This is a genomic window from Ilyomonas limi (assembly GCF_005233845.1).
GTDB lineage: Bacteria > Bacteroidota > Bacteroidia > Chitinophagales > Chitinophagaceae > Ilyomonas > Ilyomonas limi.
This window is the reverse complement of sequence record NZ_SZQL01000015.1, coordinates 126,973-140,352: the sequence shown is the minus strand read 5'-3', so window position 1 is coordinate 140,352 and position 13,380 is coordinate 126,973. Positions and strand designations below refer to the sequence as shown.

Annotated in this window: 15 protein-coding genes; 7 read left to right on the top strand and 8 right to left on the bottom strand. The window is 41.3% G+C overall.

Features of this window, described 5'->3' with window-relative positions; all coding sequences use genetic code 11:
• Positions 1 to 34: 34 nt before the first annotated feature.
• From FC093_RS24665 to pgl, 5 genes are all read left to right on the top strand, one after another.
• A complete protein-coding gene (locus FC093_RS24665; protein ID WP_394347976.1) occupies positions 35 to 151 on the top strand; it encodes a DUF2683 family protein in 117 nt (38 codons plus the stop codon).
• Entirely contained in the window at positions 142 to 294 is a 153-nt protein-coding gene (locus FC093_RS17685) for a type II toxin-antitoxin system YoeB family toxin (protein WP_137263134.1), read from the top strand. Before FC093_RS24665 ends, FC093_RS17685 begins: the two co-directional genes overlap by 10 nt.
• A 189-nt stretch (positions 295 to 483) precedes the next feature.
• Positions 484 to 1,992: a glucose-6-phosphate dehydrogenase gene (gene zwf / locus FC093_RS17680; protein ID WP_137263133.1), complete on the top strand. Its 1,509-nt coding sequence runs from the start codon at positions 484 to 486 to the stop codon at positions 1,990 to 1,992.
• Between the two features lie 189 nt (positions 1,993 to 2,181).
• Positions 2,182 to 2,709: a hypothetical protein gene (locus tag FC093_RS17675; protein WP_137263132.1), complete on the top strand. Its 528-nt coding sequence runs from the start codon at positions 2,182 to 2,184 to the stop codon at positions 2,707 to 2,709.
• Between the two features lie 22 nt (positions 2,710 to 2,731).
• Positions 2,732 to 3,499 (top strand): 6-phosphogluconolactonase, encoded by a 768-nt coding sequence (gene pgl, locus FC093_RS17670; RefSeq protein WP_137263131.1) that lies wholly within the window; start codon positions 2,732 to 2,734, stop codon positions 3,497 to 3,499.
• Here pgl and FC093_RS17665 read toward each other — a convergent pair.
• From FC093_RS17665 to ribD, 3 genes are all read right to left on the bottom strand, one after another.
• Positions 3,486 to 4,151, bottom strand: coding sequence for a Pr6Pr family membrane protein (locus FC093_RS17665; RefSeq protein ID WP_137263130.1), 666 nt, complete (start codon positions 4,149 to 4,151; stop codon positions 3,486 to 3,488). The genes pgl and FC093_RS17665 overlap by 14 nt on opposite strands.
• A 68-nt stretch (positions 4,152 to 4,219) precedes the next feature.
• Positions 4,220 to 4,825 carry an IMPACT family protein gene (locus FC093_RS17660; protein ID WP_137263129.1) on the bottom strand — a complete coding sequence of 202 codons (606 nt, stop codon included), beginning with the start codon at positions 4,823 to 4,825 and terminating at the stop codon, positions 4,220 to 4,222.
• On the bottom strand, positions 4,825 to 5,877 hold the full coding sequence (gene ribD / locus FC093_RS17655; RefSeq protein WP_137263128.1) for a bifunctional diaminohydroxyphosphoribosylaminopyrimidine deaminase/5-amino-6-(5-phosphoribosylamino)uracil reductase RibD: 1,053 nt from the start codon (positions 5,875 to 5,877) through the stop codon (positions 4,825 to 4,827). The genes FC093_RS17660 and ribD overlap by 1 nt, the downstream gene beginning before the upstream one ends.
• Before the next feature lie 47 nt (positions 5,878 to 5,924).
• Here ribD and prmC point away from each other — a divergent pair, with 47 nt between their 5' ends.
• Complete coding sequence (gene prmC, locus FC093_RS17650; RefSeq protein WP_137263127.1) at positions 5,925 to 6,836, top strand: peptide chain release factor N(5)-glutamine methyltransferase; 912 nt, start codon at positions 5,925 to 5,927, stop codon at positions 6,834 to 6,836.
• Here the strand turns inward: prmC and FC093_RS17645 are convergent.
• The 5 genes from FC093_RS17645 to FC093_RS17625 all read right to left on the bottom strand — a co-directional run bounded on the left by FC093_RS17645 (position 6,825) and on the right by FC093_RS17625 (position 11,009).
• The gene (locus tag FC093_RS17645; protein WP_137263126.1) at positions 6,825 to 7,292 is read right to left on the bottom strand and encodes a hypothetical protein; all 468 of its coding nucleotides are present in this window, start codon (positions 7,290 to 7,292) and stop codon (positions 6,825 to 6,827) included. The genes prmC and FC093_RS17645 overlap by 12 nt on opposite strands.
• A gap of 17 nt (positions 7,293 to 7,309) precedes the next feature.
• Positions 7,310 to 7,708 carry an ExbD/TolR family protein gene (locus FC093_RS17640; protein WP_137263125.1) on the bottom strand — a complete coding sequence of 133 codons (399 nt, stop codon included), beginning with the start codon at positions 7,706 to 7,708 and terminating at the stop codon, positions 7,310 to 7,312.
• 129 nt (positions 7,709 to 7,837) lie between these two features.
• Positions 7,838 to 8,524 carry a MotA/TolQ/ExbB proton channel family protein gene (locus FC093_RS17635; RefSeq protein WP_137263124.1) on the bottom strand — a complete coding sequence of 229 codons (687 nt, stop codon included), beginning with the start codon at positions 8,522 to 8,524 and terminating at the stop codon, positions 7,838 to 7,840.
• Between the two features lie 451 nt (positions 8,525 to 8,975).
• Positions 8,976 to 10,088 carry a Gfo/Idh/MocA family protein gene (locus tag FC093_RS17630; protein ID WP_170971143.1) on the bottom strand — a complete coding sequence of 371 codons (1,113 nt, stop codon included), beginning with the start codon at positions 10,086 to 10,088 and terminating at the stop codon, positions 8,976 to 8,978.
• Between the two features lie 180 nt (positions 10,089 to 10,268).
• Complete coding sequence (locus tag FC093_RS17625; protein ID WP_240743349.1) at positions 10,269 to 11,009, bottom strand: NUDIX hydrolase; 741 nt, start codon at positions 11,007 to 11,009, stop codon at positions 10,269 to 10,271.
• 149 nt (positions 11,010 to 11,158) lie between these two features.
• On the opposite strand from FC093_RS17625, the gene ligA reads away from it, so the two are divergent.
• Positions 11,159 to 13,294, top strand: a complete 2,136-nt coding sequence (gene ligA, locus FC093_RS17620) for an NAD-dependent DNA ligase LigA (RefSeq protein WP_137263123.1) — start codon at positions 11,159 to 11,161, stop codon at positions 13,292 to 13,294.
• Positions 13,295 to 13,380: the final 86 nt, after the last annotated feature.

Sequence of the window (13,380 nt, the reverse complement as noted above, 5' to 3'; positions counted from 1 at the left end):
TGAAGGCATTAAGGCTGTTTTGAAAGCTTTAAAAATGGATTTCGAAAAAAGCACTTATAATCCTGAGATAGTTGCAAAAGTGAAACAAGGCGAGAAAGACTTACAACAAAACAAGTATGTAAAAATCAGCCTTGATGATATATGGAAATAATGCTGACACCTGCCGCCAAAGCAGGTTTGGATGAATGGGAAAGTAATGGCAACAAGAAAGTGATTCAACGCATTCACGACCTGGTTGAATCTGTTCAAAGAACACCCTTTAAAGGTATTGGTAAACCGGAACCTTTAAAATAAGAACTGACAGGCAAATGTTCGCGCAGAATCACAAACATGGATAGCATGATTTATGAAATAAAAGGCAACAGCATTAACATTTATTTGCTTAAGAGAAATTATAAAAAATAATTAAGCTCCTACATTATCTTATCGCATAAAGAATTAAAATACACACCATACATTACTTTATCAAGTACACATTTTATTATGCCAACAAACAACAATACAAAACGTCCGCCGAATACAATAATTTTCATTTTCGGCGGCAGTGGCGATTTAAACAACCGCAAGCTCACACCCGCCTTATTCAACCTTTATCTCGATGGCTTAATGCCCGGCGAATTTGCTATTGCCGGCATGGGACGTAGTCCTTACACCGATGACAAATACAACGAACATTTGCTGCAAGGCATCAGAGAGTTTTCGCGCCGTAAGGAAGGTGGTGATGGCAAATGGCAGGAGTTTTCTCAGCACAACCACTACATACAAATGGATGCCGAGAAAGACGCAGGCTACGACAAGATTGAAGCCTTCATCAACCAGAGAAAAGAGGAGTGGGGCACCGATGTCAATGTGCTGTTTTATATGGCGGTGGCGCCTCAATTAGTGCCCGATATTGCCAAAAAAATAGCCGACTTAAACTTACCTGCCGACTCCACACGTATTATTGTAGAAAAGCCTTTTGGACATGATTTGAAAAGTGCCACGGAGCTGAATACACTACTCAACAGCATGTTCAACGAAGACCAGATTTACCGCATAGATCATTACCTTGGCAAAGAAACTGTGCAAAATATTCTGGCCCTTCGCTTTGCCAATGCACTGCTGGAGCCGTTGTGGAATAATAAATACATAGATCATGTGCAGATAACGGCTGCCGAAACAGTAGGTGTAGAAGATCGTGGTGGCTATTATGAGCAAAGCGGTGCGTTGCGCGATATGGTGCAAAACCACATACTCCAATTGCTGTGCATGGTAGCTATGGAACCACCGGTATCGTTTAATGCAAATGAAATAAGAAACAAGAAAGTAGATGTACTGAATGCCATCCGGGAGATTGATAAAAATGAAGTAAATCAATATGCAGTACGCGGCCAGTACAGCGAAGGATGGATGAAAGGGGAGCAAGTAAAAAGCTACCGCGAAGAAAAAAATGTAGATCCGGAGTCGCCGGTGGAAACCTTTGCCGCGGTTAAGTTTTATATAGATAACTGGCGCTGGCAGGATGTACCTTTTTATGTACGCACCGGAAAATATCTGCATCAAAAATCTACAGCAATTAATATTTTGTTTAAGCCGGCGCCGCACTATGCTTTTCCGGAGGAAGCTACCGAAACCTGGCGCCGTAATCGCCTTACCATCAGCATACAGCCAGAGATGGATATACGCCTGCGTTTTCAGGCAAAACGCCCTGGACAAACCATGATGCTCGTTCCGGTAGATATGGTGTTTAGTTATGGTTCGGACAGCAAAGACCAGCCTGAAGCTTACGAAACTTTACTGCTGGATGCGATGGAAGGCAATGCCACGCAATTCCTCCGTGCCGACCAGGTAGAAGCAAGCTGGCGTGCCGTAATGCCTATTATAGAAGCGTGGGAAGCGCGCGCGCCATCCTCTTTTCCCAATTATGCGCCGGATAGCTGGGGCCCCGAAGACGCCGAAGCTTTAATAGCCCGCGATGGTAAAAACTGGATAACATTACCTCCTAAAAAATAGCCCTCACTTAACCCCCTCTCCACGCGTGGAGAGGGGCAAGAAGGCTTAACATTGTGCACCTTATACAACTGTTTTTTGCTTCATGCAAATAACGAACAGGGTGCAATAGAAGTAGTATATTCGAGTAAATATTTTCCTGTTGAGAATGTGATAATATACACAAAAGCAGGTAGTATTTTCACATGCAGTATGATTAACCATTTACCCAAAGGCATCATCAAAAAGCTGAAGGCTTTGGCTATCTACCAGATTATTGGCGGGCTGCTGGGGTTAATCACTACCACCTGGATTGTTATACAATTTCCAACATTCACTCCGTTTATTATTTTTCTCTTTACAATTGCCTTCGGATTATATATTTTTTCGTTGGTTAGTGGGTGGTTGTTGTGGAATCAATATACTGCCGGTGTTCAATGTTCGCTTATCAATCAGTACCTGCAAATTGTTCAGTTTGCAATAGGTGGCTTTGCTTACACGTATATATCCGGTGCTTATTTTTCATTAGGTATTGATCTTACTTATTCTTACCGCTTACTAATTGATTTTGGCATTATTTCTACCTGGCAGTTAAAGGCATTTACCCAAACGCAGGTGGTGCAGTTGAGCTTTAATTTCGTAGCCATTTTGCTCATTGTTTTTTTAACACATGTAAAAAGAGATTTGGAAGATGACGTGTTATTAGACAACTTGCTTACGGAAGAAAACCCTACTTTATAATACTTTATATTTATACTTTCCTATGCAATTACACATCGCTAAAGATACCACCGACCTGAGTACACAGGCTGCCGATCTTATTGTAGAACACATAAATGATACGTTGCAAAAACAGCCTCGTTTTACCCTTGCTTTATCGGGTGGCAGCACGCCCAAGGCATTGCACGAGTTACTGGCAAGTGCTGCATATAAAAACAAAATTAACTGGAGCAAAGTGCATGTGTTTTGGGGCGATGAACGCTTTGTACCTTTTAATGATGCACGCAACAACGCAAAGATGGCTTTTGAAACTTTGCTTGATAAAGTGCCGGTGCTAAGAGAGCATATTCATATTATGCAAACCGAAAACATTACACCCGATGAATCTGCACAGGCGTACGAAAAAATTTTACACAATTATTTTCCATTGGTGCACACACACCATAATGACGATGTGCCCGACAACACACCGCACACCACGTTTGACCTTATCATTCTTGGTATGGGCGACGATGGGCATACCTTGTCCCTTTTTCCCGGTAAGCCGGTAATACATGTTGTAGATAAATGGGTAAATGCTTTTTATCTGGATGAGCAGGCAATGTACCGCGTTACGCTTACGCACCCGGTAGCCAATCATGCTGCTTGCGTTATGTTTTTGGTAAGCGGTATTAATAAGGCAAAAGCATTAAAAGAAGTATTGGAAGGACCATATAATCCTAATGTGTATCCATCACAAATCATCAAACCCAAAGGCGAGCTGCATTGGTTTGTGGATGAAGCAGCAGCGAGCAGCCTTACGCAGGAATAGGTTTTTTATTTTTCCTGCTCCAATATTTATCAATCCCAATCAATACAAAACTCAAAAACAAAAACAGGAGCGACAAGTAAAAACTATTCAGCCAAAAGCCAGTATAACCAATTTTATTGACATCCATAAAAGGATATGGATAATAGCCGGAAGCAGCGCCATGCACTAAAGTATAAGCAAGATAAAGCATGAGATAAATCAGCCAACTGATTGCGTGCTTCCATTGTATGCTGCCTTTTGTTGCAAAGGTGAGCCAGTAAATAACATACAGCAAAGGCACAGCGCTATGCACTATTTCATCCGCAACTTTTCCCCAGCCCTGTGGGTGGTACAAAGAGCGCAATATAATATTGTACACCAGCCCCACAACAATGATGTATAAAGTAATAGCCGTAATTGTGGCAGGCTTTGCACAAAATCTTCCAGATTTTGTATGTGGCAGCAACAAGGTATATGTTGTGGCTATTGCAACTATCAGATTGGTAAGAATAGTAAAAAAACTAAAGAACAGTACGAGCGATGTACTTAATGTTTTTCCTTCCTTCATCCATGCAGGAATATACGTTGCGAACTGCAGTATTACACCCAGCCACGCACATACGGCAATTAGTAATAGAAGTAGGGTATGGGATAAAGTACGTTTAGGATTCATTTGGAAGTTTGTGTTTGCTACTGAAATTAAACAAGTAATGTTACGAATTGATTAGAAACAACTACTCTTTATATTTTATCCATTTCTACACCCTGCAGGTCCTGTAGCTTATGCAGCACTTCTTCCGTCCTTGCTACAGGCACACCTATTTGCATCCTGCAAAACATACTTATTTCCTGCTGCTCAATAAGGCATTGGCATTGTTTTATTATAAGCATAACATCATTCATCAGCGTATAATCAAACTGCAGGCGATAGCTTATGAGCACCGGCTTGCGCACAGCGGGCACCAATTGCAGTGCCAATACCGTTGCAGTTTTATAAGCATTTATCAGCCCCGGTACACCCAGCAATGTGCCGCCAAAATAACGCACTACCACTACGCCGGCATTGGTAATGTTTTTACTATCAATCTGCCCTAATATTGGTCGCCCCGCAGTGCCCGATGGCTCGCCATCATCGCTTACCCGGAAGCTGTTGCCGTCCACCCCGATTCTGTATGCAAAACAATGATGCGCTGCTTTAGGATGTTCTTTTTTCAATGCCTGCAACTGCTTTTTAAAATCCTCTGTCGTTTGCATAGGGAAAGCATACGCCATAAAGCGGCTGCCACGGTCTTTAAATTCTGCAAAAGCAACTTGTTCTATCGTATAAAAAAATTCCTGTGCTGCCATTAATTATTGGTATTGCTGAAGTAATCAATCCTGTCTTCGCCCAATTGTTCCGAAGTTTCCAAACGATGGTTCATTAATGCAGGTGCGTATAATCCACGACCAACATACAATCGTTGATTAGTGATGATGCGTGCTTCATCCCACAAGTCGTGCTGTATAAAGGTTTGCAGCAGTTGCGCACCGCCTTCTATTAGTACACTTTGTATGTTTAAAGCATAGCACGCTTTGCAAATGGAATCTGCCATACTTTGTGCAGTATCCATTTTAAAATACACCAGGTTCTCTTCTTCTTTTTGCTCTATCATATTCAGCACTACTGTTTTTATTTGCTGGTCAAAAAGGTGTAAGGAAGGCGGTAACCGCAATGCTTTATCCAATACCAAACGAACAGGTGAAGCCCCGCTCCAGAGACGATTATTTAATTGCGGATTATCGAGCAAAGCAGTAGTGGTTCCCACCAAAATAGCAGCTTCTTCGCTGCGCCATTTGTGCACTAGTCTGTTCGTTATTTCATTACTTATTTTTAACCGGTCTTCGCCGGCAGCAGCCATTTTGCCATCGGCTGTTTGCGCCCATTTTAGAATAATATATGGGCGTTTTTTGGCATGAAAAGTAAAAAAGCGTTTGTTTAATTTTTTGCACTCTTCTTCCAGTACATTTACTGTAATATCAATGCCTGCTGCGGTAATTTTTTCAATGCCTTTGCCATTCACGGCTTCAAAAGGATCGCGGCAACCAACTACTACACGCGTTATTTTTTTATCAATAATTAAATTGGCGCAAGGCGGCGTTTTACCCCAATGCGCACAAGGCTCCAGCGATACATATATAGTGGACTGTTGTATCAAATGCGCGTCTTCTTCCTTAACACTGTTAATACAATTCACCTCTGCATGTGCTTTGCCATATTGCTGATGGTAGCCTTCGCCTATTATTTTCCCTTCGTGCACCAGCACCGCACCAACCATTGGATTGGGGGCAACATTGCCTGCACCTAATTGGGCAAGGTCTATACACCGCTGCATGTAATATTCATCTGCTTTCAACTGCATATTCGTGGTATCTTGACAAATGTACAATCAATGCCTATTATTGTGGTATGACAACCGTTCAGCAGGCATACGAACAATTGCGCAAGCAACTCCAAACTATTTACGATCAGCGCGAAGCTGCTGCTGTTGCTGCTGCCGTAACAGCGCATATTACCGGTTTAGATAATACGGGCAGGCTTATCAATAAACATCAACCACTCACAAATGAACAGGCGCAAACTTTTCGAATAATGACTAATGAATTGCTGCAACAAAAACCCTTGCAATATATTTTGCACGAAGCGCCGTTTTATGGGATGAATTTGTATGTAGATGAAAATGTATTAATTCCCCGCCCCGAAACGGAAGAGCTTGTTGATTGGATAATGCAGGAAGCAAAGAGTGAAAGGAACAAGATACAAGACATAAGGAACAAGGAACAAGGGGCAAGATACAAGAACCAGGTTTCGATCCTTGACATTGGTACGGGCAGTGGTTGCATTCCTATTGCTTTAAAAAAGCATTTACCTTTTGCATCCGTTGATGCCGTGGATATTTCTGAAAAAGCTTTAGATGTGGCAAAAAGAAATGCATCAACGCAGGGAGCGCTTATAGATTTCCATTTATTGGATATATTAAATACAACTTCCTGGAATCAACTTAGGCAATTTGACATTATCGTAAGCAATCCGCCATACATTACTAAAAAAGAAGCAACCGGAATGCACAATAATGTGCTGCAATATGAGCCGCATACTGCGCTGTTTGTGCCTGATGAAAAACCATTATTGTTTTATGAAACCATTGTTTTTTTTGGCTTACAGCACTTAAACAATAATGGCTTGTTATTCTTTGAAATCAATGAAGCGTATGGGAAAGAAATAATTGATATGCTGGCGGCAAAAGGCTACAAAAATATCGAGCTAAGAAAAGATATGCAAGGCAAAGAGCGGATGATAAAAGCAGCCTTATTTAGTTAGTATGATCAGCCACACTTTGTTGGAAGGCTCTTTTTTATCATACACCTGCAGTATAGTATTACAATTTTTATAAGTGGCTTCCGGTGGAAAATAAACGCTTAACAAAACATAATTCACTTTAAAAGTTTCATCATAGCCAGCTCGTTGGAAAAGATGCTCATCAAATTGGGTAGTAGATGTAATGCGCTTCATTACAAGCATCCGCCCATAGGCCGCAACGGGTTTTTTATCAAATATCGCAACTACGGTTACCTGCCTGCCCGGGTAGCAGGGCAATCTTTCTTCAGGCATTTGTCCCGCCTGTAATGCAGTTGGTGGAATAATCTTCTGAAGCGAAAGATGCTGTGTTTCTTCAAAACGCCGTGCTACTTTAGCGAGCAGCGAATCATTGATGTGCTGTGCAAAAAGTGGAGCATTTGTTGCAAACAGCACAACAGAAAGTAAAGTTCGCATCATCAGGTGCATACACAAAGTTACTTCACATTTGCCACCACTCTGGCACCGGCGCGCTTGGCACTTTGCATAATGCGAAATACTTCGCCGTAATAAGAAATAGTATCGGCATTGATAACTACCGAAGGCGTGTCGGTTACCGAGTGCGCTTTAGCCACTTCCAGCTTCAGCAAAGTATCTAATTGATTCATATCAACTGCTTTCTGGCCAATAAATACCTGCTGGTCTTTATTGATAGACACTACAATATTCTGTTTCGATTTAGTGTCTTTTGTGCCTTTGGGGTTGTTGACTTTTACTACATTGGGGTTTGCCAACGTAGATACAATCAAAAAAAACATCAGCAGTATAAACAATATATCGTTCAATGCACCGGTGTGCATTTCAGGATGGTTTCTTAATCGTTTGCGTATATTCATTATTGAGTTGACAGTTGATAGATGACGGTTGACAGATAATTGTCAATGGTGAATGTGTGAGTTGTGAGTAAATAATGTAACTTAACCATTACTCACATCGTACATCACACATCGTAAATCGTACATTGCCTATCTCGTTGGTTCCAGCAATACATCCAGAAATTCGGTGCTGGCGGCTTCCATGCGGTTGGCTGTTTTATCTATTTGAGTAGATAAATAATTGTAGCCCACATACGCTACCAAACCAATAATTAAACCTGCAGCAGACGTAATCATTTTTACATAAATACCGCCGGCAATTGCATTTAGTTCAAAGCCCTTGCTGTTTATTTCGTAAAACAACTGGATCATACCTGCAATCGTGCCTAAAAAGCCAAAGAGCGGCGCAATACCGGCAATCAACGATAGGATAGACAGGTTGCGCTCCATTTTATACATCTCCAGTTTACCCACATTTTCCATGCTTTTTTCAATGGTGTCAATCGGCTTGCCTATGCGTTGAATGCCCTTGTCTATCATGCGTGCCACCGGGTTATCGGTATTTTTTGTGAGATTTCGTGCAGCGCTCACATTTCCCGAAACAATATTATCACGTATGATATTCATGAAGTTGGTATCAATCTTCGAAGCCTTGCGCACGGCGATCAAGCGCTCAAAAAAAACAAAAATGGCAGCCGCAAGTAAAATATACAGCGGATACATGAGCCAGCCTCCTTTTTCCAGCAGGCTGCCCAATGTTATTTTGTCGGGCGTTGCTGCTGCTGCATCGGTCATTGCTTTAGAAGCCGTATCCGCAATCTGTAGTAAAATCCCCATTAGATTTAGAATTGTATTGGTTTTTGCTAAAGTAACTTGTACCACAAAACAACGCCGGGCGTGTGAATAAATTACGTGCTAAGTTTTTTTTAAGAAATGTTTTTCACAATTAAATGCAGCGAAATGAAACTATTAAAATATAACTAATACGAAAGTGTATCGTTTCGCTACTTTGCATTTGATTATATTATCAATTATACCATGAGCGCTGTTTATTTTATTATTGAAATTATTTCATCATTATTAATCCCAGGCATGCTACGGCTTGGTAGCACTCCTCCATTGCAGCACCAAAGATATACGTCGTAGTTTTTTTCAGAATGTTGAAAGGAAGATAACAGTGCATTTTAATGCAGCGCTTAAGAGATAGTATAGTGAATGCACTATATTTATCTGATAAATATTAAATGACTTATAAATGAATGTGGTAAAAATGGTTAAGCAGGTTGCTTTATAAAACTACTCTTTTGCCAGTTGCAGCCGATCGCTTTGCTGCATCCAGTATTTCCATAACAATCATGTTATATTGTAATGATGATTGATCATTCTGTCCGGATATTTTATGCTGTAATACTGCCGTTAAGTAGCTGATGGGGTCATTTATGGGTACAGGTAAAGGCTGGGCAATTTTAGCATCTTTAATATTTTCCCGCATCCTGCTGTTAATATGCTCTTTATCAAGCGCGTGTAAGTATCCGGTTTCACCAAATACTTCCAGATCTTTTATCGAAAAAGGCCAGTTCCACGAAGCCTCTATTTGCCCTGTTGCTGTTGGGTATTCTACAAGTACCGTCGCATCATCATCCACTTTAGGATAGACATCGGTTTTGTAATGCCTGGTAATGGCCGTAACGGCAATGGGTTTACTACCGTGCATTAGCCAGGTCATTAAATCGGCGCCATAGCAACCGAAGTCATTTAAGGCGCCGGCGCCATTTAAAACAGGGTCTGTGAGCCAGCTTAAGAAATCCGTACTGCAACCAATCTCTTTCGGTCCCTGGTGGCCATCATGCGCCACTATTCTTTTAATTTGCCCTATGCCACCGTTACTTACCGTGTTGTAAACATCCTGGTAAGAGGGATACCAGGTAGTTTCGTAATTCGTTAAAACTTTTATGTAATATTTGTTAGCTAAAGCTTCCATTTGTTTTGCCTGTTCCAAAGTTGCCGCCAAGGGCTTTTCTACCATAACGGAAATTCCTAAAGGCGCACATATTTCCACAATTTGCAGGTGATTGGCTACGGCATTATAGCCCAATACCGCATCCGGCTTCTTCGCTGTCAACAACTTTTGAAGATCATCAAAAAACAATGAATCAGGCAAGTGATACAGCTTGCTGAATTTTTGCTGCAACTGTTTATCGGGCTCAGCGATGCCTATTATATTTACTGTGCCTTTTTTGTATTGGCTTAATATACCATGCACGTGGTCGTGATTCAAACCAGCTACCACCACACTGATGGGCTGTTGGGCAGAGAGATTGATGGAAATACCCATAATGAATAAGACAATGATCAACTTTTGCAGGCAGGAAAACGAAAGCTTTAAATTGTTATCTGTCATATGTCCTATTCTTTCGATATTTTATTTAATTTAGAATCAAGTTTTATGACCCGGTTTTTACTGTATTCAGCTATAATTTCACCACTTTAGCTTTTTATTTTTGCAACAACTATATAAAAGCTATTGATAATAATCGCATAGTATTCCTGCATCAACCCGCGTGCTTTACATACACTGTCATTAAAAGTCTATGCCAGACCATTTGCGTTTGGAACATTCGTATTTTTTAAAATCAAACTTATACAGCCTGCCGGGGCGGTGCGGTACATCATCTTCGTATTCTCCGGTATCTATCAATAAATCCATTGCAAAAAATTTCTTGCGGAAATTGCGGCGATCCAATTTTACATTCAAGATAGCTTCGTAGAGGTTTTGCAGCTCCCGGAGCGAAAACTTATCAGGTAATAAATTAAAGCCTAATGGATGCTCCATAATGCGCTTTTGCAGCCAGTGATAGCATTCATCAATAATTTCTTTATGGTCGAAAGCCATATTGGTAAGTCCCTGCACTTTGTGCCAGTGCAGTTCATTATCCATGCGTTTCAACTGATGGTGCTCAATATTTAATAGCGAACAATAAGCCACTGTAAGCACCCGCCCACCGGGATGTCGATGTGGATTGCTAAACGTTTTTACCTCTTCCAGATACACGTTGGTCATCCCGGTGCGCTGCTGCAACACACGGTAAGCAGCATCCGTTAGTTCCTCATTGTCAGCAGCAAAATCGCCCAGTAAGCTCCATTTATCTTTATATATCTCAAGGTCGCTGCGGATGAGTAATACTTTCAATTCATTTTCATCAAACCCAAATATCACACAGTCCACCGTTATAGGCACACGTGGGTAAGAAGCTACTAATTTATGTACGTCTTTGATGAGTGTGGTTTCCGGGACGGCAATACTATCAATGTCATTCATCATATTGGCAAGAAAGCAATTTTAAACTCCGAAAGTAAAGTTTTCTTACAGTAAGTAATAGAAGTAAAATTACAAAAATAAGAACGAATCATGTTCCATAATTACCCTTACAAAGCGCAGCAATTTACGATTTGAACAAATATCTTTACCGCATGTATTCGCTACAACAAACCAAAGAATTGCAACAGGCAACTGCCGACTTTCTGCAACAGCGTATTCCGGCTGACCAACAAAATATCCAATTGCTACGCAGCGTATTACGCTTTCACGAGTATCGCTATTATGTATTAAACGACCCGCTTATTTCCGATTATGAGTATGATACTTTGTATAAGGTACTGGTGGCTTTAGAAACAGCAGACCCAACACTGGTGACACCCGATTCGCCTACGCAGCGCGTGGGCAAAGGGTTAACAAAAGTTTTTCCAACGGTACAACATTTAGTGCCGATGCTCTCGCTCGAAAACTCGTACGATGCAGAAGATTTGCAGGACTGGGATAGAAAAGTAAGAGAACTATCGGGTTTAGATGCAGTGGAATATTGCGTAGAGCCCAAGTTTGATGGTGCCAGCATTTCTTTGGTATATGAGCATAATCAATTGGTGCGTGGCGTTACGCGCGGTGATGGTGTGCAGGGCGAAGACATTACCAATAATATCAAACAGGTACGCTCCATTCCGCTGTCGGCAGATTTCAGGCGATATGGTATTGAAGAAATCGAAATTCGCGGCGAAGTCATTATGACGAAGAACAAGTTTAAAAAATTCAACGATCAGCGCATGGAAGCCGGACTGCCTTTGCTGGCCAACCCGCGCAATGCTGCCAGCGGCTCCTTACGCATGATTGACCCTAAGGAAACGGCAAAGAGAGGTTTGGAGGCATTTCTTTATCACATCAGCGATTATACCACCACAGAAGGTGTTCGTGTGAGTGATGAAACCGACCATTCCAAAGAAAATCTGGAGCGCAAAGATGTGCCGTTTACCACGCATGCACAATCGCTGGAACTCTTATGGCAATTGGGCTTTCGCAGTCCTGAAAAAGAAAAAAAGGTAGTAAAAGGCATACAGGGTGTGATTGATTACTGCCATGAATACGAAAGCAAAAGAGACGATCTGCCCTACGAAATTGACGGCATGGTAATAAAGGTAAATGACCTCCATTTGCAGGATAAACTGGGCATGACCTCGCACCACCCGCGCTGGGCAATGGCGTTTAAATTTAAAGCACGACAAGCTACAAGCAAGCTAAAAGCAGTAGAGTTTAATGTAGGCAGAACCGGTGCAGTAACGCCCGTAGCCAAGATAGACCCGGTGCATATTGGCGGCGTTACAGTAGGTAGTATTTCTATTCATAATGAAGAATACATACGCGAAAAGGATTTAAAAATCGGTGATGCCGTGCTGGTAGAAAGAGCCGGTGATGTGATACCGCAAATTGTGAAATCGTTGCCCGAGCTGCGCACCGGCGAAGAAACAACCATTGTTTTTCCAACACATTGCCCTGCCTGCGGCAGTCAACTGTTTAAAGAAGAAAGCGAGGCGGTGTGGCGTTGCGTAAATATAGAATGTCCGGCACAAACGCTGGAAAGAATGATACATTTTGTGAGCAAAGATGCCATAGACATCAAGCATTTCGGCGAAGCAAACATCCGCAAGTTTAATGCACTGGGATTATTGCCCGATGTGCCCGGCATTTACAAACTAAACTATGATAAAATAGCAGAGCTGGAAGGTTTTGGTAAGAAGTCTATTGACAATTTGCGTAATGCTATTGAAGCTTCAAAGCAGCAGCCATTGCATCGGTTGATATACGCTTTGGGTATTCGCTATGTAGGCGAAACGACTGCTAAAACATTGGCAAATGCGGTAAATAATGTGTTTGATTTGCAAAATAAAAGCATTGAAGAACTGCAAGGTCTGGAAGATATTGGTGTAAAAGTAGCTGCTTCTATTCACCAGTTTTTTGAAAATGCGCAAAACATTGAAATGCTGCACGAGTTGCAATTGCTGGGTGTGCATATGAATAACCAGAAGAAAGAAAGCAATGGTGAAAAAAATATGCTTGACAATCAAACTTTTTTGTTTACCGGCAGTCTCAGCAAGCTTAAACGTAGTGAAGCAGAAGAAATGGTGGAACAGCATGGCGGTAAAATAATGAGTGGCATCAGCAGCAAATTGAATTATCTGGTAGTGGGCGAAGATGCTGGTAGTAAGCTGGAGAAAGCAAAAAAGATTACTACTATTAAGATCATTAATGAGGATGAATTCTTAAAAATGATGGAATAAAAAAATAAAAGAGAAGATGTAAGGCCTAGAATAAAAAATGTTTTTGCCGCAGTTTATATAATTTTATTTTTTGCTTTACTAAAGAA